The organism is Tersicoccus mangrovi, from assembly GCF_036881825.1.
GTDB classification, from domain to species: Bacteria; Actinomycetota; Actinomycetes; order Actinomycetales; family Micrococcaceae; genus Tersicoccus; species Tersicoccus mangrovi.
In genome coordinates, this window is record NZ_JBAJMW010000001.1 from 687606 (window position 1) to 710345 (window position 22740).

A 22740-nucleotide genomic window follows, 5' to 3' on the forward strand; every position below is an offset into this window, starting at 1 on the left:
GGAGGACGACCACGACGCGGTCGCTCGTTTGTGGACCGTTGGTCCGTAATGGTGCTAGCGTCATCTGGACTCATGGTCCGTAATTCTAGAGGAGAGTGTGATGACCGAGCAGACGACGGCGCCCACGTGGCTGGTGCAGGCCGCCCAGGGACTCGCGGCCGGCGATGTCGAGGCGTGGATGGCGATGTACGCGGACGACGCCGTGCACGAGTTCCCCTTCGCGCCCGAACCACGACGACTCGAGGGCAAGACCGCCATCCGGCGGTACATGGCCGCGATGGGAGGCAGCGTCAGGTTCGGCAGCCTCGACCACATCCGGGTCGACGACCGGGGCGAGGAGCTGCTGGTCGAGGCCGAGGGCCATCACACCGACGCCGTCACCGGTGAGCCGTTCGACCTCAGCTACCTGTGGATCATCACGCGTCGGGACGGGCTCGTGACCCGGATGCGGGACTACATGAGTCCGCGCCGGCCGGCCCACCGGGAGTCCTGATGCGCGTCTTCGTGACCGGCGGCACGGGCTTCGTCGGAGCCGCCGTCGTCCGCGACCTGCTCACCTCCGGGCACACCGTTCTCGCGCTCGCGCGCAGCGCCACGTCCGCCGCGACCCTCCGGGCGATGGGCGCCGATCCGCATCCCGGCTCGCTGGAGGATCTCGCCGCGCTGCGGTCGGCGGCGGCACGCAGCGACGCCGTCATCCACACCGCGTTCGACAACGCCGGCGTGCTCCTCTTCCGCCGGAACAGCCGGATCGAACGACGCGCGCTCGACGCCGTGGGCGACGTCCTCGCCGGCACCGACCGACCCCTCGTCGCCGCGGGCGGTTTCGCTCCCGCGATCAGGTCCGGGCCGCTCGTCACCGAGGAGGATCCGGCGTCGTCGAGTGCCGGACCGCTGGGGCGCAACGTCGAGCGCACGATCATGCGCCTGGCCGATCGCGGGGTGAACGCGTCCGTCGTGCGGATGCCCATCGTGCACGGCGACGGCGACCGCTTCACCCTCCCCCGGTTCATCGCCCTGGCCCGGAAGCACGGCGAGTCGGTGTACGTCGGCGACGGGACGAACCGGGTGCCCGCCGTCCATCATCGCGACGCGGCGGCGGTGTTCCGGCTCGCGGCCGAGCGGGCGGTGCCACGGGCCCGCTATCACGCCGTCGCCGAGGAGGGCGTGCCGTTCCGGTCCGTCGCCGAGGTGATCGGCCGGCGACTGGGGGTCCCCGCCGTCGGCCGGTCTCGAGGATCGGCGTTCCTGCGGCTCGGCGTCTATGCCGCCTACGCGGGTGCGGACGGTCCCGCGTCGAGCAACGTCACCCGCGACCTGCTCGGGTGGCGGCCGAGCGGACCGGCGCTGCTGGCCGACCTGGACCGCCCGGAGTACTTCGACCGCTGAGCGGCCATGCCGTTGATCGACCCGTCCCCGGCCGCCACTTCGCCGTTGGGACAGCTAGTACCGCTGAGGCGGTGTCTACCTGTCCCATTCGTGAATACCTGTCCCATTGAGCGCGAGCGCGGGCGGCGGAACGGCGACGACGGCGGTCAGCGCCACCTGCGGCGGCGCATCCAGGCGCTCAGCCACTCCACCCAGGTGCGCTTCTGCTGCGGACGTCGGTCTCTGCGTGCCTGCATGACGTCATCCTCCCCCATCGACAGCCGACGGGGAGGACTCGGGGTGCATTCTCAGGAACACCGCAGCCCGCCGGTACTGCCACCACGCGACGACGGCGGCGGCCACCACCGCCGCGATGAGCACGACCCAGATCACATCGAGGCCCGAGTCGTTCCGGGGGTTGGCCGCCTGGACGAGGTCCAGGAAACCCATGGGGATGAAGGTGAAGGACAGCCGCAGCATGGCAGCCTGCCGTTCACGTGCCGCTGCGCGGGTGACCACCAGCTCGTGCGGCGCGACGGTGACGGCGCCGCGGAGTTGCCGCTGCACGCGCCCCCGCTGTGCCGGAGACAGCACCCCGAGGACATTCGACAACCCCGGCAGGCTTCGGGTCAGGTGCACAAGGCCGAATCCCATCATGCCGAGGACGGCGGCGAGAAGGCCCCAGCGGGCGGCCAGCCACACGTCACTCTCACGACCGCGCAGCAGCGCCACCGCGACAGCCAGACCCACCCCGAGCATCAGCAGCCCCGGCACCTCCACCAGGACGAAGCGGCGGAAGGCCGGCCGCAGGTCCGGCGCGGGACTCCGCTCCGCCTCTCGCTGGGCCCGGTTCCAGCGCCATACGTCGCTGTGCTCGCCGTCGGGCGTCCGTGCCCACCAGTCGCTCACGCCGACGGCGCTTCCGACGACGGCTCAGGGTAGCGACGGAGGAAGGCGCTCGTCCGACGGATCTGGCCGACCGCCCCAAGGAGCATGACGAGGCCGACGATCGCAGCGGGAACGACGTAGACGCTGACCCACCCGCGATTCCAACCCGACACGGCGTTGCCGAACAGCAACAGCTCCATGCCGACGACCGCGGGCATGCTGCGCATCATGTCTCGTCGTTCACGTCGAGCGACGAGTCCCACGACGGCGAGGTGGGCCAATTCAACGGGCTCGCGTCCCTTCACCTGCCGGTGGATGCTCTTGCGTTGCTGCCAGCTGAGGACGGCGCCGTGAGCAGAGTTCAAAGGATGCCGATCCCGGCGCAGTCGACGCCGGAAATGGCGGAACACGCAGAAGAGCGCCGTCACCACCAGCGCCAATCCGAGCCAGCTCCGCCCGTCACCCCAGATCAGCGTCGCCACTACCGCCAGCGCCATACACCCCACCAGCACCAGCGGCAGCTCCACGAGCAGGAAGCGCCGCAGCACCGACCACTCGTCCGGCACCACCACCCCGGCCGCCCGCTGCTCCGCCTGCGCCCACCGGCGCGCGTCGTCCTCGGCCGCCCCCGGGCCGGCGTCGAGACCGGCCGACCCATCCCCCGATGTCTTGGCGGCATCCTGACATGCACCGATGTGGCTGACCAGAGCAAGGTCAGAGTTCGGCCGGAGCAGCACCGGAGAAGGGGCCCGGGATACGCGCCGCGCCCCGGTATCGTGGGAATGCCACCCCGGGACGCGGCGTTCTTTCCACAGACGCCGATCGACCCGAGCGAGAACCCCACGGCAGCCCCCGCGCACCGCCGTCGGACGTGAGCCGCCGAGGCAGACCGGACTTCCGGAGAACCGCCAGAGGAAAGAAGCAGCAGTGACTGAGCAGATCATCATCGTCGGATCCGGCCCCGCCGGGTACACCGCCGCCATCTACGCCGCCCGCGCGGGGCTGAACCCCGTCGTGCTGGCCGGCTCCGTGACCAGCGGCGGCGCCCTGATGAACACCACCGAGGTGGAGAACTTCCCCGGGTTCCCCACCGGCGTGCAGGGCCCGGACCTGATGCAGAACCTGCAGGAGCAGGCCGAGCGCTTCGGTGCTCGCATCCTGTTCGAGGACGCCGCGTCCGTGGACCTGCAGGGCCACCTCAAGACGGTCACCACCGCCGACGGCGAGACCTTCCAGGCCCCCGCGGTCATCCTCGCCACCGGCTCCGCCTACAAGGAGCTCGGCCTGCCCGAGGAGCAGCGCTACTCCGGCCACGGCGTCTCGTGGTGCGCCACGTGTGACGGCTTCTTCTTCCGCGACCAGGACATCATCGTGGTCGGCGGCGGCGACTCCGCCATGGAGGAGGCCACGTTCCTCACCCGCTTCGGCAAGTCGGTCACCATCGTCGTGCGCCGCGACCAGCTGCGGGCCTCGAAGATCATGGCCCAGCGCGCCATCGACAACGAGAAGATCAGCTTCGCCTGGAACAGTCAGGTCACCGCGATCCACGGCGGCGACAACGGCAAGGTCACCGGCGTGACCCTGCGCGACACCGTCACGGGCGAGGAGCGCGAGCATGCCGCCACCGGCATCTTCGTCGCCATCGGCCACGACCCGCGCACCGAGCTCGTCAAGGGCCAGGTGGACCTGGACGACGAGGGCTACATCGTCGTCAACTCCCCGACCACGATGACGAACCTCTCCGGCGTCTTCGCCTGCGGTGACGCCGTGGACCACCGGTACCGCCAGGCGATCACCGCCGCCGGCTCGGGTTGCTCCGCCGCGCTCGACGCCGAGCGGTACCTCGCCGCGCTCGAGGACGCGGACGCGATGGCCACGGCCGTCGCCGCCGAGGGCTGAGCCTTTCGAATCCTGGCCTGACGTCGGCCGTCACGGAATCCTCCGTGGCGGCCGACGCCGTCTCCCCCCTTGTCTCCTATACCCCGTGGGGGTATAGTCTGACGACAATGGCACCCACAGCGATGACCCCCGTCCGACCCACGTCCGCCTCCCGGAGGTGTCGCAGCGGCCTCGCCGCTCTGGGCGTCGCCGCCGTCACCGTCCTCCTGGCGACCGGCTGCGCCGGCGGGACGGACGCGAGCAGCGACCACAGCGGGCACGCGATGTCCGGCATGGTCGGCATGACCTCGACGACGTCCGCGCCCGCGACGGCCGGCGCCTCCGCCTCGAGCACCACGTCGAGTAGCGCGCACAACGACGCCGACGTCATGTTCGCGCAGATGATGATCCCCCACCACCAGCAGGCCGTGCAGCTCAGCGACATCATCCTCGCCAAGACCGGCGTGAAGCCGCAGGTCACCGCCCTGGCGAAGAAGATCAAGGCCGCCCAGGCCCCCGAGATCACCACGATGACGGGCTGGCTCAGCTCCTGGGGCGCCCCGGCGACCACGAGCGCCCACAGGATGGGCATGAGCGGCATGGTCTCCGACAACGACGTGAAGGCCCTGCGCGACGCCGACGGCACCACCGCGAGCTCGATGTTCCTCGCGCAGATGATCGGCCACCACGAGGGCGCGGTCGCGATGGCGAAGGACGAGGTCGCGACGGGGCAGAATCAGGACGGGGTCGGCGTTGCCCGACGCGTCATCACCAGCCAGAGCGCCGAGATCGCCCAGATGAAGGCGATGCTGCAGGCCTCCTGACCTGCCCGACGACGAGTATCCGACCGCCACGACCGAGAACGAGGAATCCATGACCACCACCGTGAAGATCTCCGGCATGACCTGCGGCCACTGCGTCAACGCCGTGACCGAGGAACTGGGCGCCCTGGACGGCGTCGACCACGTCGCGGTCGAGCTCGTCAACGGCGGCATCTCCACCGCCCGGCTCACGACGACGAGCCAGGTCAGCGAGAGCGCCATCAGCGAGGCCGTCGCCGAGGCCGGCTACGTGATGCTCGGCGCCGACGCGAACTGACGTCGCGACAGCGGACACGAACGATGCCGGCGCAGCCGCCGGCAGGAGGGGTAGACGGGTCATGAGTACCGACACCCGTGTGGTGGACCTGGCCATCGAGGGCATGACGTGCGCCTCGTGCGTCAATCGGGTCGAGCGCAAGCTCAAGCGGATCGAGGGCGTCGACGCCGTCGTCAACCTGCCGCTCGAGTCCGCTCGCGTGACCGTCCCCGCCGGCGTCACCGACGACCAGCTGCTCGAGACCGTGCGGGCGACCGGGTACGGCGCCCGGCTGGCGCGGCCGGCCACTGCCCCCGCCGACGCCACCGATGCAGACGGAGACCAGCACGCCGCTGGGGCAGACGCCGACGTCGCCCCCAGCGACCGGCCTGACGCGGCGGCGCTGCTGCGGCCGCGGATGATCACGGCCCTCGTCCTGACCGTTCCCGTCTTCCTCGTCGCGATGGTCCCGGCCCTCCGGTTCCCGCAGTGGGGCTGGGTGGTCGCCGCCCTCTCGCTGCCCGTCGTCACCTGGTCCGCCTGGCCGTTCCACCGCGCGGCGGCCGTCAACGCCCGTCACGGCGCCAGCACCATGGACACGCTCGTGTCCCTCGGCGTCGCCGTCGCCTGGCTCTTCTCCCTCGTCCAGCTGCTCGTCCAGCCCGACCTCACCGCGCACCCGGGCCACGGCCACGTCCCGCTCTACTTCGAGACCGCCGCCGTCGTCACGACGTTCCTGCTGGTCGGCCGGTACGCCGAGGCCCGCGCGAAGGCCCGCAGCGGCGAGGCCCTCCGGCGCCTGCTCGACCTCGGCGCGCGCACCGCGGCCGTACTGCGCCGCGGCGAGGACGGCCGTCTCGTCGAGGTCGCGGTCCCGGTCGCGCAGCTGCGCGTCGGCGACGCCTTCGTCGTCCGCCCCGGCGAGAAGATCGCGACCGACGGGGTCGTCGTGCACGGCGCGAGCGCGGTCGACACCTCCCTGATCACCGGTGAGCCCGTGCCCGTCGAGGTGACCGACGGCGACGAGGTGACCGGCGCGACCGTCAACACGAGCGGCCGGCTGCTGGTCAGGGCGACGGCCGTCGGCGCCGACACCGCCCTGGCCCAGATGGGCCGGCTGGTCAGCGCCGCCCAGAACGGCAGGGCGCCCATCGCCCGGCTCGCGGACCGGGTCTCCGCGGTCTTCGTCCCCGTGGTCCTCGCCATCACCGTCGTCACCGCGGCCGTGTGGCTGCTCACCACGGGCGACGCGACGGCGGCGCTGACCGCAGGCGTGTCCGTGCTCGTCATCGCGTGCCCGTGCGCGCTCGGACTGGCGACGCCGACGGCCCTGCTGACCGGGACCGGTCGCGGCGCCCAGCTCGGCATCCTCATCAAGGGTCCCGCCGTCCTCGAGGACACCCGTCGGGTCGACACGATCGTCCTGGACAAGACCGGCACGGTCACCACCGGGCGGCTCACCGTCGAGCACGTCGAAGCGTTCGAGGACGTCGAATGCGGGCAGACGCGCCTGCTGCGGCTCGCCGCCGCCGTCGAGCACGCCAGCGAGCACCCGATCGCCTGGGCCATCGCGCGCACGCAGCCCTCCCCCGCGACGGTCGAGCACTTCGCCTCCGCACCGGGTGGCGGCGTCCGCGGACTCGTCGTGGAGCCGTTCTCCGAGCAGGGCGGCGCCGGGCACATGGTCGTCGTCGGGCGCGAGGAGTGGCTCGGGGCGAGCGGGGTGGACGTCGACGACGAGACGCGCCTGAGCCTCGCCGCGGCCGAGCGGGACGGCGCCACCGCGGTCCTCGTCGCCGTCGACGGCCGGGTCGCCGGCCTCGTCACCCTCCGGGACGCCGTCAAGCCCGGCGCGGCGGACGCCATCGCCCGGCTGCGCCGGCTCGGCCTGACGCCCGTGCTGCTCACGGGCGACAACGCCCACTCGGCGCGGTACGTGGCCGAGCAGGTCGGCATCGACGCCGAGCGCGTGCACGCCGGCGTCAGCCCGGCCGAGAAGGTCGCGGTGGTCGAGCGGCTCCAGGTCGGCGGCGCCACCGTGGCGATGGCCGGCGACGGCGTCAACGACGCGGCGGCCCTCGCCCAGGCCGACCTCGGGCTCGCGATGGGCTCCGGCACCGACGTGGCCATCGACGCCGCGGACATCACGTTGATGGGCCATCACCTCGGCCAGGTCGCCGACGCCGTCGAGCTGTCCCGCCGCACGCTCGGCATCATCCGGTCCAACCTGTTCTGGGCCTTCGCCTACAACGTGCTCGCCATCCCGGTGGCGGCCCTGGGCCTGCTCAACCCGATGATCGCCGGCGGCGCGATGGCATTCAGCTCGGTGTTCGTCGTGCTCAACAGCCTCCGGCTGCGGCGCTTCACACCCGGAGGCTGACGCGGGCCTGCCTCACTGGGGCTGACGCACCACCGGGAGCGCGCCCGTCGCCGGGTCGGCCAGGTCGACGTCGGTGAGCGCGGGCTGCCGGGTGCCGCCGGACCGCGCCTCCTGGACCCGCACGAGGACGAGGCCGACGATGATGAGCACCCCGCCTCCCAGCTGGATCGGCATCGGCGTCGCCCCGACGAGCAGCCATGCGAAGAGGATCGAGAACATCACCTCGGTCAGGCCGACGAAGGACGCCATCGTCGAGCCGAGAGCGCGGGTCGCGATGATGCCGGTGACGTAGGCGGCCGCGGTGGAGACGAGGATGACGCCGATCACCGGCACCAGCCAGGACATGCGCGCGCCGGCCAACGTGACGTCGGTGAACGCGAAGCGCGCCGGCAGCACACCGGACACCGTGCAGGCGATGAGTACGACCGCGGCCACGACCATCGACGCCGTCGCCATCACGAGCGGCGGGAGGTCCTCGGTGGACCGGGCCGCGAGCAGGAAGAACACCGCGAGGCACACGGCCGCGCCCACGCCCCACAGGATGCCGATCGGGTGGACGGACACGCCCGCGAAGACGTTGATGACCAGCAGCAGACCGCCGATGGCGAAGCCGCATCCGGCGAGGGTCAGGGCGCCGGGGCGGATCCGGGTGCGGAGCCACACGAGTCCGACGATCATGATCGGCGCGAGGTACTCGAGCAGCAGGGCGATGCCGGGCGAGATGTACTGCACGGCGTTGAAGTAGCACAGCTGGCAACCCGCGATGGCGACCAGCCCGTAGACGGAGATCATCGACCCGTACCGGCGCAGCACGCCCCAGCGGCCGCGCAGCATGACGATCGCGGGGCCGGCGAGCACGAGGGCGGCGCCCGTGATGCGGACGGTGACGGCGGCGCCCGGCGTCCACCCGGCGTCCAGGAGCGCCTTGGCGAAGCTGCCGGAGGTGGCGAACACGGCGGCGGAGACGAGTGCGGCGATCAGACCGGCGGCCAGGGGACGCTGGGAGGCCATGGCGCACCTCCCTCCAGGGCTGTCATGAGTCAAAGTCGTTACACTCGTGACAGTAGATCGAGGCGACGTCAGGAGTCAACATGGTCTTTGCTCATGACACAGAGATGTCGCTGCTCTCGGCCGCGCGTCTGGTCAACACCACCGTCGAGGGCGGCGATCCGATGACCACGCCCGCGGACCTGGACGCCTTCCTCGACCGCGAGCAGTACTCGGGCGTGCGCGCCGGGGGCGAGGCCGAGCTGGGCGAGATGCTGGCGCTGCGCGAACGCGTGCGCGAGCTGTGGACCCTCTCCGAGGACGACCTCGTGACGGCGGTGAACGCGCTGCTCGCCGACGCCCGAGCCCTGCCGCAGCTGGTCAAGCACGACCACTGGGACTGGCACCTGCACGCCACCGCTCAGACCGATCCGTTGGCGAAACGCGTCGGGGTGGAGACGGCGATGGCGCTGGTCGACGTCATCCGTGCGGGCGAGCGCGACCGATTGAAGGTGTGCGCGGCCGAGGACTGCGACGCCGTGCTCGTCGACCTGTCGAAGAACCGGTCCAAGCGCTACTGCGACGTGGGCAACTGCGGGAACCGGGCGAACGTGGCCGCGTACCGGGCACGGAAGGCCGCGGCGGCCGGGTAGCCAGGCCGCGGCGGCCGGGTAGCCAGGCCGCGGCGGCCGGGTAGCCAGGCGCGGCGGCCGGAGAGCCAGGCGCGGCGGCCGGAGAGCCAGGCGCGGTGGGCTGAGCCGGACGGCCCGGACGGCGGGCTACGATGCGGGCATGGAGTCCTCCCCGGTGTCGCCGACGCGTCCCGGTGCGGCCACGGCGCCGACGCTGGAGGACGTCGCGACAGCGGCCGGCGTGTCACGCGCAACCGCGTCGCGCGCGATCAACGGACTGTCGTCGGTCAAGCCCGCCGCGGCCGCCGCCGTGGCGAAGGCCGTCGAGGACCTCGGCTATCGCCCCAACACCGCCGCCCGCCTGCTGGCCGGCGGACGGACGGGGTCGGTGGCCCTCATCCTGACCGAGCCGGACCTCTCCGCCATGAACGCCGCCAGCAGCGAGTCGTTCTTCGCCCTGCCCCTGCGCGGCGTCATGACGGGCATCGCCCGGGCGTCCAAACAGCTGGTGATGCTGCTCGCGTCCGACTCCGACGAGGACGAGGACCGGCTGCGGCGCTACCTGGAGGCTGGGCACGTGGACGGCGCCATGGTCGTGCTCGAGGCCCACAGCTCATACCTGCCCGGGCAGCTGCGCGACGTCCCGCTCCCGGTGGTCTACCTCGGCCGCCCGCCGCAGCACCCGGAGCTGTTCTCCTACGTCGACGTGGACAACTACACCGGCGGCCGGATCGCGGCGCAGGAGCTGGTGGACGCCGGCCGGGCACGCATCGCGCACATCGCCGGTCCGACCGACCTCGGGGTGGCGATCGACCGCACCGCCGGGTGGCGGGACGTCCTCCGCGAGCACGGGCTGGCCGACGACGCGATCGCCCGGGCCGACTTCTCCGTCGAGGGCGGCGAAGCGGCGATGGGCACCCTGCTCACGCGCTTCCCCGACCTGGACGCGGTATTCGTGTCCTCGGACCTCATGGCGGTCGGTGCGCTCCGCGTCATCCGGGCCTCCGGTCGGCAGGTTCCCGAAGACGTCTCCGTGGTCGGCTACGACGACCTCGTCGTGGCCGGGACGCTCGAGCCGCCCCTCAGCTCGGTCCGCCAGCCGCTGGAGCAGATGGGATCGATGATGGTCGAGGCCCTGCTGGAGCTGCTCGCCTCTCCGGGATCCCGCCCGGTCAGCCGGGTCATCGCGCCTGAACTGACCCGCCGTTGCTCGGTGACGCCGTCGGACCTGCCCACGACCTGACCGTCGTCGCCGGGCGGCTCGACGGGCACCGCGCAGAAGGCGACATCTTGACGTGACCTGAGTCACTTGCCACACTTGACCCAGAAAAGAGAGCGCTCTCTTTTCGATCTCATCGCCTTCACGCCGTGTCTCCCGGTCGACTCGATCCGGGACACCGATGCGTCGCTCCTCTTCCGGACGGCGCAGAACGGACGCCGGAGCGGCCACGACGGCCGCGCGCTGGAATCAGCCGGCAGATCCCCGTGCAGTACCCCATCGCACCCAGGAGTATCCATGGCTTTGCACCGTCCCCTGCTCGCCGGCGTCCTCGGCCTGAGCGCCGTTCTCGTCGCCCCCACCGCCGCCACGGCGGCACCCGCGACGCCGGCACCCGCGCCGTCGAACGCCGCAGCGGCGTCACACCACTCCGATTCCCTGCGCTCGCTCGCCTCCGGCATCGGCCTGCGCATCGGTACCGCCGTCAACACGGATCAGCTCGCGAACAACCCGACCTACCGCTCCATCACCGCGTCCCAGTTCTCCACGGTGACGCCGGAGAACGTCATGAAATGGGAGGTGGTGGAACCGACCCGGGGCACCTACGACTGGAGTGCCGCCGACCGGCTCGTCTCCTTCGCGCAGGCGAACCACCAGCTCGTGCGTGGTCACACGCTCGTCTGGCACAGCCAGCTGCCCGGCTGGCTCACCGCCGCCGCCCCCCAGATGAGCGCCGACCAGCTGCGGGCCGTGCTCCGCCAGCACGTCACCGACGAGGTCACGCACTTCAAGGGCAGGATCTGGCAGTGGGACGTGGTGAACGAGGCGTTCAACGACGACGGCACCCTGCGCGACAGCATCTGGCTGCAGAAGCTGGGCCCCGGGTACATCGCGGACGCCTTCCGCTGGGCGCACCAGGCCGACCCGAAGGCCAAGCTCTTCTACAACGACTACAACATCGAGTACACCGGGCCCAAGAGCAATGCGGTCTACGCCATGGTGAAGAACCTGCAGGCGCAGGGGGTTCCGATCGACGGCGTCGGCTTCCAGACGCACCTGGACACGCAGTACCCGCTTCCGGACCTGCAGGCCAACCTGCAGCGCTTCGCCGCCCTGGGCCTCGACGTCGCGGAGACCGAGGTCGACGTGCGGACCCCGCTGCCCGTCACCCCGACCGAGCAGTCCGCCCAGGTGGCCGGGTATACCCAGACCCTGCAGGCCTGCATGGCGGTCAAGCGGTGCATCTCGTATACCGTGTGGGGCTTCGACGACGGCGACTCGTGGGTCCCGGGGGTGTTCGCGGGCGAGGGTGCGGCCACCATCTACGACGCTGCCTTCCAGCCGAAGGCCCAGTACTTCGCGCTCCAGCAGGCGCTCGCGCTCGGCTCGGGAGCTCCGCACCGCACGGGGATCGGCGCCGGCCGCAGCTGAGTCCGGCGGCGGCCCGTCACGGGCGGTCGTGTACCCGGGGGGCCGGTGAGGGTGGCGACATCCTTGCCGGCTCCTCGCCGTCCCGGCGGGCTCTCGCGGCGTGCCGAGCCGGACGGCTGGAGGGATCAGTCGTCGTCGGCCGCGTGGCGCTGGCCGTACTCCGGGTCCTCGACGTGATGGGGGTCGGTGGGGGCCTTCGCGGCGCCACCGGGGATGCGGGAGGAGACCCGGTTGATGCCGCTGCCCTTGCCGAGGTGATCGGCGTTGGGCTTCTCGATCATCATCAGCATCGCAGCGACGACGAGCGAGACGATGAACGCGATGGCCGCGGCGACGGACGCCGTGTCGAAGCGCATCTGATTGGCGGTCCCGCCCGAGGCCGCGAAGAGAACGACCACGAAGGTCACGGCGGCCAGCACCGCGGAGAAGATCAGGGGCGCCTTGACGGTGGCCTTGATTCCTCGCGTCGACCGCTGCCGGTCCTGCGGCACGGGCACTCCTCCTTCACGACAACGGGCCGCCAGTGGTGCGGGCGGCCCGGTACTCCCAGTCTACGTCGTCGTCAGGCGGGCAATGACCCGGAGGCCGCCTCGTGCCGGACGGTCAGGGCCCCGATGAGCATGATGACGGCGCTGATGATGGCGCCGCCGCCGAGGACGCCGAGCATGCCGTGGGGGCCCAGATCCTGCACGAGCGGCAGGATGATGCCGGAGCCGGCCATCGCGACACCGATGATGGCGCCGTCGCGCACGACAGGGTGGGCGCGGCGGGACATCCACGCCACGGTCGCCTCCATCAGCCCGAAGAGGGTGAACCCGAGGGCGGCGACCAACGCGAGCATCGCCCGGCTCGGCGCGACGAGCACGATGAGCCCGAAGATCGCGATGGTCAGGGCGTAGGAGAGCACCCGCCGGTCCTGCACGGTGACCGAGAGCCGCCAGTTCACGACGCCGAGCAGCAGCATGTAGGCGGCGATCATCAGGCGCATCGCGGTGTCGCCGGGAGTCGCCCAGAACGCGGTGGTCAACCCGAAGGCGGCGCACACGACGCCGCGCACGAGCAGCAGCGGCCAGGCGCGGCTCAGATGGCGGGGCCCGTGGACGGAGGAAGACATCCCGTCCAGTCTAGTGCGGCGTCCCGCCGGTCCTTGGCCCGTCCGGGCGGTCCTCAGAGCGCGCCGGTCACCATCCAGGCCCCCGTCCGGGCGCGCAGGCTCAGCGTGATCGCGCGGGAGGCGAGGTACCCGATGCCGAACGCCGCCCACAGCCAGGCCAGCGCGGCCACGCCCTGCGCCCCACCGACGTGCACCCAGGCGAGCAGCGGCAGGTACGTGGCCAGGTTCACGAGCCCGGTCAGGGCGAGGTAGCGGGCATCCCCCGCACCGATGAGGATGCCGTCGAGCACGAACACGAGGCCACACACCGGCTGCCCCGCGGCCAGCACCAGGACCGCCACCGTGAACGCCCCGCGCACGGCGACGTCCCCCGTGAACAGCAGCCCCAACCAGGGCGCGGCGACGGCGAGGACCACCCCCGTGATGACGCCGAACCCCACGCCCCAGACGATCATCCGCCGGGTCAGGGCCCGCACCAGCGGCAGGTTCGCCCCGCCGAGTTCCTTGCCGATCAGAGCCTGGCCGGCGATGGCGAGCGCGTCCAGCACCATGGCCAGCGCGTTGAACATGGTCATCGTCAGCTGGTGCGCGGCGAGGTTCACCGGCCCCTGCGCCGTCGCCACGACCACGGTGGTGAGGATAGCGACGCGCAGGCTCAGCGTGCGCAGCATCAGCCAGGAGCCGACGCGGGAGGCGGCGACGACGCCGGCGACCGACGGGCGCAGGCTCAGGTGCTGTACCGCGAAGGCCCGGCCGAGGATCACCAGGTAGACGAGCGCCATCGCCCACTGGGCCACCGACGTGCCGATCGCGGCGCCCGCCACGGACCAGCCGGCGCCGTACACGAGCGCCAGTTCGAGCACGATGTTCAGGCCGAAGCCGCCGACGGCGACGACGAGGGGGGTGCGGGTGTCCTGGAGGCCGCGGAGCACACCGGTCGCGGCGAGCACGAGCAGCATCGCGATCAGCCCGGGCATGCTGAAGCGCAGGAAGTCGGTCGCGAAGCCGGCGACGGCGCCGTCCGCCCCGAGCGCACGGACGATCGGGCCGGCCGTGAACCAGCCGACGACGGCCAGCACCACGCCGAGGGCAACGCCGAGCCACATGCCGTCGCGGCCCATCGCGAGCGCCGTCGCCCGGTCCCCGGCTCCGATCCGGCGCGCGACGGCCGCCGTCGTCGAGTACGCGAGGAACACCATGAGCCCCACCGCGGTCTGCACGACGGTCGCGGCCAGCCCGACGCCGGCCAGCTGGTCGACGCCGAGGTGGCCGATGACGGCCGAGTCGGCGAGCAGGAAGAGCGGTTCGGCGACGAGCGCCCCGAGCGCGGGCACCGCGAGCGCGAGGATCCGCCGGTTGACGCCGGAGATCGCGGGCTGCGTCACCGTCCGGCGTGGAGTCGTCCTCACCTCTCGAGCCTAGACACCGGCACCGACGGGACCGGACCCGGGAACGCCGCGTGACGGCGATGATCTACCGCCGTGCCGAGCGATCCGCCACCGAGCCGCGGACCGGCGGCGACCGTGCGGCAGGATGGGAAGTGACAGGGCCGTCCGTCGAGGGAGCACCATGACCGATCCGCACGCGTCCACCGAGCACGGGTCCGCCGAGGGCGCCGGTGAGAACACCGACCGGCCCGCCGAGCCGGACGAGTTCTCCTTCCTGCCCGAGGACGCCGACCGGGTCGGCATCGGCTCGGCGCTGCCCGCACACCGACGGGTCGGCGTCACCCGCGAGGACGGAGCGGTGGTCTCCGCGATCGAGTGGGGCTCGCACCCGCCGCAGGTGACGCTGCTGCACGGCGCCGGCCTGAACGCGCACACCTGGGACCCGACGGTGCTGTGCCTGAACGTCGGGACCCTCGCCATCGACCTGCCCGGCCACGGGGACTCGACGTGGCGCGAGGACGCCGACTACGGCCCGGCCCGCAACGCCGAGGCGGTCGCGGACGTGCTGGCCGGGCTCGGCGCCGGTCCCCAGGTGATCGTGGGCCAGTCGCTCGGCGGGCTGACTGGCATCGTGCTGGCCGCCGAGCACCCCGAGCTCGTCTCCCACCTGATCCTCGTCGACATCGTGCCGACGCTGCCGACCGACGACGCCCCGGGGGACGGCACGGTCGGCACGGTCGGCGAGAACGCGGGCGAGACGGCGTCGACCGAACGCGCCCCGTCCACGCCCGCCGCATCCACCCCCGTCGCCGCCGGGGCGCCGGCCACCGACCCGGGCGGCGAGGAACCGACGGCCACCCCGGGCAAGCCGACGCTCGCCCAGATCCGCGAGTTCATGACGGGGCAGCGCCAGTACCCGAGCCGCGACCAGATCATCGACCGCGCCCTCGCGTTCGGCTACGGACCGGACCGGGGCGCGCTCACCCGCGGCGTCACCCTGAACACCCGCAGACGCGACGACGGGCAGTACGAGTTCAAGCATCACCTCGCCCACCTCGACCCCGAGGTCGCGATGGCCGCCGGACGGGACACGTCCGCCCTGTGGGAGCCCCTGACGTCCCTGACCATCCCCGTGCTGCTGATCCGCGGCCGGCAGGGCGTGGTCGACACCGCGCAGGTGGCCGAGTTCCTGCGCCGGGCACCGGGCGACGACGTCGTGGACCTCGACTCCGGCCACAACGTCCAGGAGGACTCCCCCGCCGCGCTCGCCGACCTGATCCGCGCCTTCGGCGAGCGGCCCTCACCGGCCTGAGCCCCGGCTGAATCCTGTTCCGGGCCCGTCCGAGGTCGGTGTGACCAACCCCTCACGCCGAGGACCGTCCGGGCGTCTAGACTTCTTCGCTTGACGGGTCAAGCTTCCGTTCGCTGCCCACCTGCTTCAACGATGAGGACCCCATGTCTGACCCCCGCACGCCCGCCCCCGGCACACCGTCGCCCGGATCCCCCTCGCGCGTCGGATTCGAGCGGCGTCGCCGGCGCGGCCCGGTTCTGCCGATCATCATCGGCGTCATCGTCCTCGCCCTGGTCGTCGGGGCCATCGCGGTGATCAGCAATCTCAACGGCCGGCCCACCGCCTCGTCGTCCGCGGGCACCGGCGACGCCGACACCAGCGCGACGCTGCGCCTCGGCCTCCGGCTCGAACCGACGAACCTGAACATCCGCAGGACGGCCGGGGTGGCGCTCGACCAGGCCCTCATCGACAACGTCTACCAGGGCCTCGTCTCCCGCACCGCCGACGGTCAGTACCGCGACGCCCTCGCTTCCCACCACGAGGTCTCGGCCGACGGGAAGACCTACACCTTCACCCTCCGGGACGGCGTCACCTTCCACAACGGCGCGGCCCTGACGCCGCAGGACGTCGTCGCCTCCCTCACCCAGGTCAAGAACGACGCGAGCCTGGCCAACCACGCCGACCTCGCCGCGGTGCGGTCCATCACCGCCGACGGAACCACCATCCGGCTGACCCTGAGCCACCCGGACTCGAACCTCATGTTCGCCCTCGCCGGACGCGCGGGCCTCGTGCTCAAGCAGGGCGCGGGCAACGACCTCGCCTCGACCGCCATCGGCACCGGCCCCTTCCGGCTCGCCTCCTGGAAGCAGGGCTCGACCCTCTCCCTGAAGCGCTACGACGGCTACTGGGGCGAGAAGGCCAGGCTCGCCGGCGTCGACTTCACCTACCTGCCGCAGGCAGCCTCGGCCAACAACGCCGTGCTCTCCGGCTCCGTCGACGTGCAGACCGCCCTGGACCCGACGCTGCTGGACCAGGTGCGCGGCGCCCGCGGGTACACGATCGCCGAGGGCCGGACCAACGACGAGTACACGCTCGCCTACAACAGCGGCCGCGCTCCCCTGAACAAGCTCGAGGTGCGGCAGGCGCTCAGCCAGGCCATCGACACCGACGCCATCATCAAGGCGATCAACGGCGGCGGCACCAAGCTCGGCAGCCCCATCCCGGAACTCGACCCCGGCTACGTGGACCTGACCTCGATCAACGCCTACAACCCGGACAACGCGAAGAAGCTGCTCGCCGCGGCCGGCGTCGGCAAGCTCACCCTCACGCTGACCATCCCGAACGTGTACGGCACGACCGTCTCGGACCTGCTGGTCTCCCAGTTCGCCGCCGTCGGCGTCACGCTCAAGGTGCGGCAGGTCGAGTTCCCCACCTGGCTGACCGACGTGTTCACCAACAAGAACTACGACCTCAGCTTCGTCAACCACGCCGAGGCCCGGGACTTCGGGAACTACGCGAACCCGGACTACTACTTCAACTACCGCAACCCGAAGGTCACCGCGCTCTACCAGCAGGCGCAGCAGGCGGTCAGCGAGCAGCAGGCCGGCGACGACCTGAAGCAGGCCGCCCGGCTCGTGGCCGAGGATGCCCCCGCCAAGTGGCTCTACAGCGGCAAGGCGCTGACCGCCGTCTCGGACAAGGTGCACGGCTTCCCGACGGACGCCACGACGTCGCGCCTGAACCTGGGCGGCGTCTACCTCACGAAGTAGCTGCTCCGCCGGCGGGCCCGCTCCCGATCACGTCGGGTGGGCCGCGCCCTCCTCGGGGTCGGCGACGTCGTCGTCACGGTCGTGACCCGTTCCCATCGGGATGGCCCCGGTGTCGGTCCGCTCGACGCCCTCGGGCGCGTCCCAGCACAGGCTGATGGAGACCCCCTCGTCGGTGGGGTCGACCCGCATCACGAGGTCCTTCCCGAAGAGGCGCTCGTGACTGTCGTCGGCGAGGGCCTGGGTGGACAGGTCGGACATGGCCCACGCCATCGCACGGCCCCAGTCCTGCGGGTTCCGGCTGTTCGCCTCGGCGATCGCTCGATACTGCTTTCCCATGCCTCCATGATGACCGCTGGCTCCGGGCGGCACCACCGTCGCGCGGCACGCGCCCGGGCTGGCCGTGCGTGTCCGGCCACCGGCGGCGACCTGCCAGACTGGAACCCGTGCTCCGCTTCCTCCTCACCCGCCTCGGGCTGCTGCTGGTCGCCCTGTGGGTGACGAGCGTGCTGATCTTCCTGGCGCTGCGGGTGCTGCCCGGGGACGTGGCGCAGGTGATCGGCGGGACGACGGCGACGCCGCAGCAGCTGGCCGCGATCCGCGCCGGCCTCGGTCTCGACGAGCCGCTCGTGGTGCAGTACCTGCACTGGATCGGCGGGGTCCTGCACGCCGACCTCGGCCGGTCCCTGCTCACCGGGGTGCCCGTCGCGGACGAGCTGGCGCAGAAGATGCAGGTCACCGTGCCGTTGACGGTGCTGAGCCTGCTCATCGCGCTGCTCATCGCCCTGCCCCTCGGCGTCGTCGCGGCGGTGCGGCGGCACCACCCCGACGGCGGGATCCTCGGCGTCGTCGGCCAGCTGTTCGCGGCCGTGCCCGCCGTGTGGGCCGGGATGATGTTCATCGCCGTCCTCGCCCTCGGGCTCGGGCTCTTCCCGGCGCAGGGATTCCCGCTGGACGGCTGGGCCCGGCCGTGGCAGGCGTTCCACTCCCTCATGCTGCCGGCGCTGACCATCGGCGTCGTCGAGGGCGCCGTGCTGATGCGGTTCGTCCGCTCCGCGACACTCACCGCGCTCGGCCAGGACCACGTGCGCACCGCCGCGGCCAAGGGCATGACCCGCACGCGGGCGCTCGTGACCCACGGGCTGCCCAGTGTCGGGCTCTCCATCATCTCGGTGCTCGGCCTGCAGGTCGCGGGCCTGATCGTCGGGGCCGTCGTCATCGAGCAGCTGTTCGCCCTGCCGGGGCTGGGCCGGATGCTCGTGGCCGACGTCGGCAACCGGGACCTGCCGAAGGTGCAGTCGACGATCCTGATCCTGACCGCCCTCGTGCTGGCCGTCGGGACGCTGGTCGACGTCGTGCACCGGTTGATCGACCCCCGGCAGCGGGAGGTGGTCGCGTGAGCGCGGCCTCGTCCGGGCCGTCGTCGGCACGGCGACGTCGTCGTCCCGGCGCCGTCCGCCGCCTAGTGCGCTCGCCCGTCGGGGTCGGGGCGCTGGTCGTGCTCGCCGTCATCGTCCTCACCGCGCTGGTCTCCCTCGTGTGGACGCCGTACGACCCGATGGCGGCCTCGTCCCGGCTGTGGGACGCCCCGAACCCGGCGCACTGGTTCGGCACCGATCAGATCGGCCGCGACATCCTCTCCCGGGTGATGGTCGGGTCCCGCGTCGCGGTGCAGGTCGCCGTGTTCTCCGCGGCGCTGGCCGCCGTCGTCGGGCTCGTGTTCGGCGCGCTGAGCACCCTGACCGCGCGGTGGGTGCGGGAGCCGGTCGCCATCCTCGTCGACGTGCTCATCGCGTTCCCGACGCTGCTGATCGCGATGATGCTCGCGGCGACGTTCGGCGGGTCGCTCGCCGTCGTCGTCATCGCCGTCGGCATCGGGTACGGCGTGGGCGCCTCGCGGGTGCTGCGCAGCGAGTTCCGCGGCGTCGCCGGTGCCGACTACGTGCTCGCCGCGGAGGCCGCCGGGCTGACCCGGGGGCGGATCCTCGCCCGGCACATCCTGCCGAACATCGCGCCGGCGTTCATCGTGCAGCTGTCCCTGACGATGGCGCTGTCCCAGCTGGCCGAGGCGGGGCTCTCCTACCTCGGGTACGGGGCGCCGACGTCGGTGATCAGCTGGGGCCGCATGCTCGCCGAGATGCAGGACCACGTCACGACCCACCCGCTGGCCGCGTTCTGGCCCGGCGCGGCGATCGCCGTCACGGTGCTGGCACTCAACCTGCTCGGCGACGCCCTGCGCGAGGCCAGCGACCCCACGCTCGGCTCGTCCCGCTCCGGACGCCGCCGTGGCGCGGAGTCCGCCGGCGCCCTGAGTCTGGGGGCGTGAGGCGATGACGTTCCGCTCCTCCGACTTCTCCGTCCACCTCTCCATCCACTGGTCGATAGATGACGGTTCTCGGCCCCGATCGGCCGGGAAAGCGGCATCGTGTGACCAGTGGACGTGCGCGTCGGCGTCTGTCCGCGCGATCGAGTCGAGGGGGCAGCGATGACCCTGACCGTCTCCGACCTGACCGTGACCATCGACGGGCGCGCCGTCGTCGACGGCGTCTCGTTCACCGTGCCCGACGGCGGTCGGCTCGGCATCATCGGCGAGTCCGGCTCCGGCAAGACGCTCACCGCCCTGGCGCTCACCGGGCTGCTGCCGGCCGCCGCGACGGCCACCGGCTCGGTGACCCTGGACGGGCGGGAGTTGCTCGGTGCGAGCGAGCGCGAGCTCGCGCAGATCCGCGGCGACGCGATCGGCATGGTCTTCCAGGAGCCGCGCACCGCGCTCAACCCGCTGCGCCGCATCGGCCGGCAGATGTCCGAGCCGCTGCGGCTGCACTACCGGCTCGACCGGCGCCAGTCGCGGCAGGCCGCCGTCGACCTCGCCACCCGCGTCGGCCTGCCCGAGCCGGAGCGGATCGTCGACCGGTACCCGCACGAGCTCTCGGGCGGGCAGCGCCAGCGGGTCGGCATCGCGATCGCCGTCGCCTGCAACCCGGGGCTGTTGATCGCGGACGAGCCGACGACGGCGCTCGACGTGACCGTGCAGGCGGCCATCCTCGACCTGTTCGACCGGCTCGTCGCCGAGCAGTCGTCCGGCCTCGTCTTCATCACCCACAACCTCGCGGTGCTCGCCCGCGTCTGCACCGACGTCGTCGTCATGGCCGGTGGACGGATCATCGAGGCCGGCCCGACGGCGCGGGTCGTCGACGCCCCGGAACACCCGGTGACGCGCGGTCTCGTCTCGGCGGCGCGGGCGACCGGGCTGACGCCGGGCGAGCCCGGCACGGAGGTGACGCGATGAGCACGGCTCTCCCGCACGACGGCGACCGGTACGAGGACGCGGGCAGCACTGCGCCCCTCGTCACCGCCCGCGGCCTCGGCCGGGACCACACGCTGCGCCGGGAACGGCTGACCGGGCCGCGGCCCGTGCGCACCGCACTGCACGAGGTCGACCTCGACCTGGCCGAGGGGGCGTCGCTCGGGGTGATCGGCGAGTCGGGCTCGGGCAAGACGACCCTGGTCCGCCTGCTGCTGGGCCTGGACACCCCCACGCGCGGCACGGTGACCGTCGACGGCCGTCCCGTGCGGCGCGGTCGCGGCGCGGACCTGCGGTGGCTGCGGCGGCAGACCGGCATCGTCTTCCAGGACCCGTACGCGTCGCTGGACCCGCGCATGGACGTCGGCCGGATCGTCGCGGAGCCGCTGCATGCCCTCGGGCTGGCGGGTGGTGCCGGCTCCGACGCGGGATCCGCCGGTGAGGCGGACGCCGTCGCCCGCGTGCTCACCGCCGTCGGGCTAGAGCCGGACATGGTGGACCGCTACCCGCACGAATTCTCGGGCGGGCAGCGGCAGCGCATCGCCCTCGCCCGGGCGCTCGTGCACCGGCCCCGCCTGCTCGTCGGCGACGAACCGCTCAGCGCCCTGGACGTCACCGTCCGCGCCCAGATCCTCGACCTGCTGCAGGGGCTGCGCGCCGAGCTCGGCCTCACGCTCGTCCTCGTCTCGCACGACATCGGGGTCGTCGCCCACCTGTGCGACCAGGTGCTCGTGCTCAAGGACGGCCGCGCGGTGGAGTCCGGCGCGACGGCTGAGGTGCTCGCGCACCCGCGGGCCGGCTACACGCGGGACCTCCTGGCGGCGGTTCCCCGCCTGTAGGGGCCACGTCGCCCCTAGGGTGGGCAGCATGCGCATCACCGGAGCCGTGCTCGAGTCCACCGGCCGTGAGCGGCCCTTCGCGTCCAGCCGGCCGCTGACCATCGGCGAGCTCGACCTCGACGCCCCCGGCGCGGACGAGGTGCTCGTGCGGATCGAGGCCGCCGGCGTGTGCCACTCGGATCTCTCCGTCGTCGACGGCAACCGGGTCCGCCCGACGCCGATGCTGCTCGGCCACGAGGCCGCCGGCATCGTCGAGCAGGTCGGGGACGGCGTCACGGACCTGCTCGTCGGGCAGCGCGTCGTCACCGTCTTCCTGCCGCGGTGCGAGGAGTGCGCCGCCTGCCGCACCGGGGGCCGGCTGCCCTGCACGAACGGCTCCGCCGCGAACGAGGCCGGCGAACTGCTCGGCGGCGGGCGGCGGCTGCACCGCGACGGGCAGCCCGTGCACCACCACCTCGGTGTCTCCGGTTTCGCGACCCACGCCGTCCTGCACCGCGCCTCCGTCGTGCCGGTCGGCGACGACGTGCCGCCCGAGGTCGCCGCCGTGCTCGGCTGTGCCGTGCTCACCGGCGGCGGCGCGGTGCTCAACGCGGGCAGGCCCGGGCCGGACGACGACGTCATGGTCGTCGGGCTCGGCGGCGTCGGGATGGCCGCGCTGCTGGTCGCCCTCTCGGTCACCGCGTCCGGTCGCGGCACCGTGATCGGCGTCGACGCGAACCCCGACAAGCTGGACCGGGCCCGCGAGCTCGGCGCCGGCGCGGCCTACAGCCCCGCGGAGATCGCCGAGCAGGGCGTCACGGCGCCCGTCGTCATCGAGGCCGCCGGCCACCCGCGCGCGTTCGAGACGGCAGTGACGGCCACCGCGCCCGGCGGCACCCTCGTCACCGTCGGCCTCCCCTCGCCGGACGCGCGGGCGAGCATCGCCCCGCTCGGCATCACCGCCGGAGCCCGCACCATCATCGGCTCCTACCTCGGCTCCGCCGTGCCTGCGCGGGACATCCCCACGTACGAGGCCATGTGGCGGGAAGGCCGGCTGCCCGTCGAGGAGCTCGTCTCGTCGACCATCGGCCTCGAGGACCTCAACACGGCCATGGACGAGCTGGCCGACGGGCGGGCGGTGCGGCAGATCATCCGGTTCGGCGACTGAGCCGCTGAGCCGCTGGATCAGGGAGCCACGA

Annotated in this window: 23 protein-coding genes; 16 read left to right on the plus strand and 7 right to left on the minus strand. The window is 72.5% G+C overall.

The window, feature by feature from the left end; translation table 11 throughout:
• Positions 1-100: 100 nt before the first annotated feature.
• Together V6N00_RS03380 and V6N00_RS03385 are read left to right on the plus strand one after the other, a co-directional pair.
• Positions 101-493 (plus strand): nuclear transport factor 2 family protein, encoded by a 393-nt coding sequence (locus V6N00_RS03380; protein WP_334230634.1) that lies wholly within the window; start codon positions 101-103, stop codon positions 491-493.
• Complete coding sequence (locus tag V6N00_RS03385) at positions 493-1389, plus strand: SDR family oxidoreductase (protein WP_334230635.1); 897 nt, start codon at positions 493-495, stop codon at positions 1387-1389. The genes V6N00_RS03380 and V6N00_RS03385 overlap by 1 nt, the downstream gene beginning before the upstream one ends.
• 240 nt (positions 1390-1629) lie before the next feature.
• Here V6N00_RS03385 and V6N00_RS03390 read toward each other — a convergent pair whose 3' ends face one another.
• Together V6N00_RS03390 and V6N00_RS03395 are read right to left on the minus strand one after the other, a co-directional pair.
• The gene (locus tag V6N00_RS03390) at positions 1630-2277 is read right to left on the minus strand and encodes a hypothetical protein (protein WP_334230636.1); all 648 of its coding nucleotides are present in this window, start codon (positions 2275-2277) and stop codon (positions 1630-1632) included.
• A complete protein-coding gene (locus tag V6N00_RS03395; protein WP_334230637.1) occupies positions 2274-2993 on the minus strand; it encodes a hypothetical protein in 720 nt (239 codons plus the stop codon). The genes V6N00_RS03390 and V6N00_RS03395 overlap by 4 nt, the downstream gene beginning before the upstream one ends.
• A 190-nt stretch (positions 2994-3183) precedes the next feature.
• Here V6N00_RS03395 and trxB point away from each other — a divergent pair, with 190 nt between their 5' ends.
• The 4 genes from trxB to V6N00_RS03415 all read left to right on the plus strand — a co-directional run bounded on the left by trxB (position 3184) and on the right by V6N00_RS03415 (position 7591).
• Positions 3184-4155: a thioredoxin-disulfide reductase gene (gene trxB / locus V6N00_RS03400; RefSeq protein WP_334230638.1), complete on the plus strand. Its 972-nt coding sequence runs from the start codon at positions 3184-3186 to the stop codon at positions 4153-4155.
• A gap of 122 nt (positions 4156-4277) precedes the next feature.
• Complete coding sequence (locus V6N00_RS03405) at positions 4278-4958, plus strand: DUF305 domain-containing protein (protein ID WP_334230639.1); 681 nt, start codon at positions 4278-4280, stop codon at positions 4956-4958.
• Positions 4959-5007: 49 nt separating this feature from the next.
• Complete coding sequence (locus V6N00_RS03410) at positions 5008-5232, plus strand: heavy-metal-associated domain-containing protein (RefSeq protein ID WP_334230640.1); 225 nt, start codon at positions 5008-5010, stop codon at positions 5230-5232.
• Positions 5233-5293: 61 nt separating this feature from the next.
• The gene (locus V6N00_RS03415; protein WP_334230641.1) at positions 5294-7591 is read left to right on the plus strand and encodes a heavy metal translocating P-type ATPase; all 2298 of its coding nucleotides are present in this window, start codon (positions 5294-5296) and stop codon (positions 7589-7591) included.
• A gap of 12 nt (positions 7592-7603) precedes the next feature.
• On the opposite strand, the gene V6N00_RS03420 is transcribed toward V6N00_RS03415, so the two are convergent.
• Complete coding sequence (locus V6N00_RS03420; protein WP_334230642.1) at positions 7604-8602, minus strand: EamA family transporter; 999 nt, start codon at positions 8600-8602, stop codon at positions 7604-7606.
• Between the two features lie 80 nt (positions 8603-8682).
• Here V6N00_RS03420 and V6N00_RS03425 point away from each other — a divergent pair, with 80 nt between their 5' ends.
• The 3 genes from V6N00_RS03425 to V6N00_RS03435 all read left to right on the plus strand — a co-directional run bounded on the left by V6N00_RS03425 (position 8683) and on the right by V6N00_RS03435 (position 11860).
• The gene (locus V6N00_RS03425; protein ID WP_334230643.1) at positions 8683-9231 is read left to right on the plus strand and encodes a CGNR zinc finger domain-containing protein; all 549 of its coding nucleotides are present in this window, start codon (positions 8683-8685) and stop codon (positions 9229-9231) included.
• Between the two features lie 139 nt (positions 9232-9370).
• Positions 9371-10453 carry a LacI family DNA-binding transcriptional regulator gene (locus tag V6N00_RS03430; RefSeq protein WP_334230644.1) on the plus strand — a complete coding sequence of 361 codons (1083 nt, stop codon included), beginning with the start codon at positions 9371-9373 and terminating at the stop codon, positions 10451-10453.
• Positions 10454-10726: 273 nt separating this feature from the next.
• Positions 10727-11860 (plus strand): endo-1,4-beta-xylanase, encoded by a 1134-nt coding sequence (locus tag V6N00_RS03435; protein ID WP_334230645.1) that lies wholly within the window; start codon positions 10727-10729, stop codon positions 11858-11860.
• 125 nt (positions 11861-11985) lie between these two features.
• Here V6N00_RS03435 and V6N00_RS03440 read toward each other — a convergent pair whose 3' ends face one another.
• The 3 genes from V6N00_RS03440 to V6N00_RS03450 all read right to left on the minus strand — a co-directional run bounded on the left by V6N00_RS03440 (position 11986) and on the right by V6N00_RS03450 (position 14383).
• Entirely contained in the window at positions 11986-12351 is a 366-nt protein-coding gene (locus tag V6N00_RS03440) for a hypothetical protein (RefSeq protein WP_334230646.1), read from the minus strand.
• A 71-nt stretch (positions 12352-12422) separates the two neighbouring features.
• A complete protein-coding gene (locus V6N00_RS03445; RefSeq protein ID WP_334230647.1) occupies positions 12423-12974 on the minus strand; it encodes a hypothetical protein in 552 nt (183 codons plus the stop codon).
• 53 nt (positions 12975-13027) lie between these two features.
• Positions 13028-14383, minus strand: coding sequence for an MATE family efflux transporter (locus tag V6N00_RS03450; protein ID WP_334230648.1), 1356 nt, complete (start codon positions 14381-14383; stop codon positions 13028-13030).
• Between the two features lie 160 nt (positions 14384-14543).
• Between V6N00_RS03450 and V6N00_RS03455 the strand changes: the two genes are divergently transcribed.
• Positions 14544-15674: an alpha/beta fold hydrolase gene (locus tag V6N00_RS03455; protein WP_334230649.1), complete on the plus strand. Its 1131-nt coding sequence runs from the start codon at positions 14544-14546 to the stop codon at positions 15672-15674.
• 143 nt (positions 15675-15817) lie between these two features.
• Positions 15818-17422, plus strand: a complete 1605-nt coding sequence (locus V6N00_RS03460; protein ID WP_334230650.1) for an ABC transporter substrate-binding protein — start codon at positions 15818-15820, stop codon at positions 17420-17422.
• Positions 17423-17449: 27 nt separating this feature from the next.
• On the opposite strand, the gene V6N00_RS03465 is transcribed toward V6N00_RS03460, so the two are convergent.
• Entirely contained in the window at positions 17450-17758 is a 309-nt protein-coding gene (locus V6N00_RS03465; protein ID WP_334230651.1) for a hypothetical protein, read from the minus strand.
• 107 nt (positions 17759-17865) lie between these two features.
• On the opposite strand from V6N00_RS03465, the gene V6N00_RS03470 reads away from it, so the two are divergent.
• From V6N00_RS03470 to V6N00_RS03490, 5 genes are all read left to right on the plus strand, one after another.
• Entirely contained in the window at positions 17866-18819 is a 954-nt protein-coding gene (locus tag V6N00_RS03470) for an ABC transporter permease (RefSeq protein WP_334230652.1), read from the plus strand.
• Entirely contained in the window at positions 18816-19745 is a 930-nt protein-coding gene (locus V6N00_RS03475) for an ABC transporter permease (RefSeq protein ID WP_334230653.1), read from the plus strand. Before V6N00_RS03470 ends, V6N00_RS03475 begins: the two co-directional genes overlap by 4 nt.
• A 159-nt stretch (positions 19746-19904) precedes the next feature.
• Positions 19905-20708 (plus strand): ABC transporter ATP-binding protein, encoded by an 804-nt coding sequence (locus V6N00_RS03480; protein ID WP_334230654.1) that lies wholly within the window; start codon positions 19905-19907, stop codon positions 20706-20708.
• Positions 20705-21562, plus strand: a complete 858-nt coding sequence (locus V6N00_RS03485; RefSeq protein WP_334230655.1) for an ABC transporter ATP-binding protein — start codon at positions 20705-20707, stop codon at positions 21560-21562. Before V6N00_RS03480 ends, V6N00_RS03485 begins: the two co-directional genes overlap by 4 nt.
• Positions 21563-21590: 28 nt before the next feature.
• Entirely contained in the window at positions 21591-22709 is a 1119-nt protein-coding gene (locus tag V6N00_RS03490) for an alcohol dehydrogenase catalytic domain-containing protein (RefSeq protein WP_334230656.1), read from the plus strand.
• Positions 22710-22740: the final 31 nt, after the last annotated feature.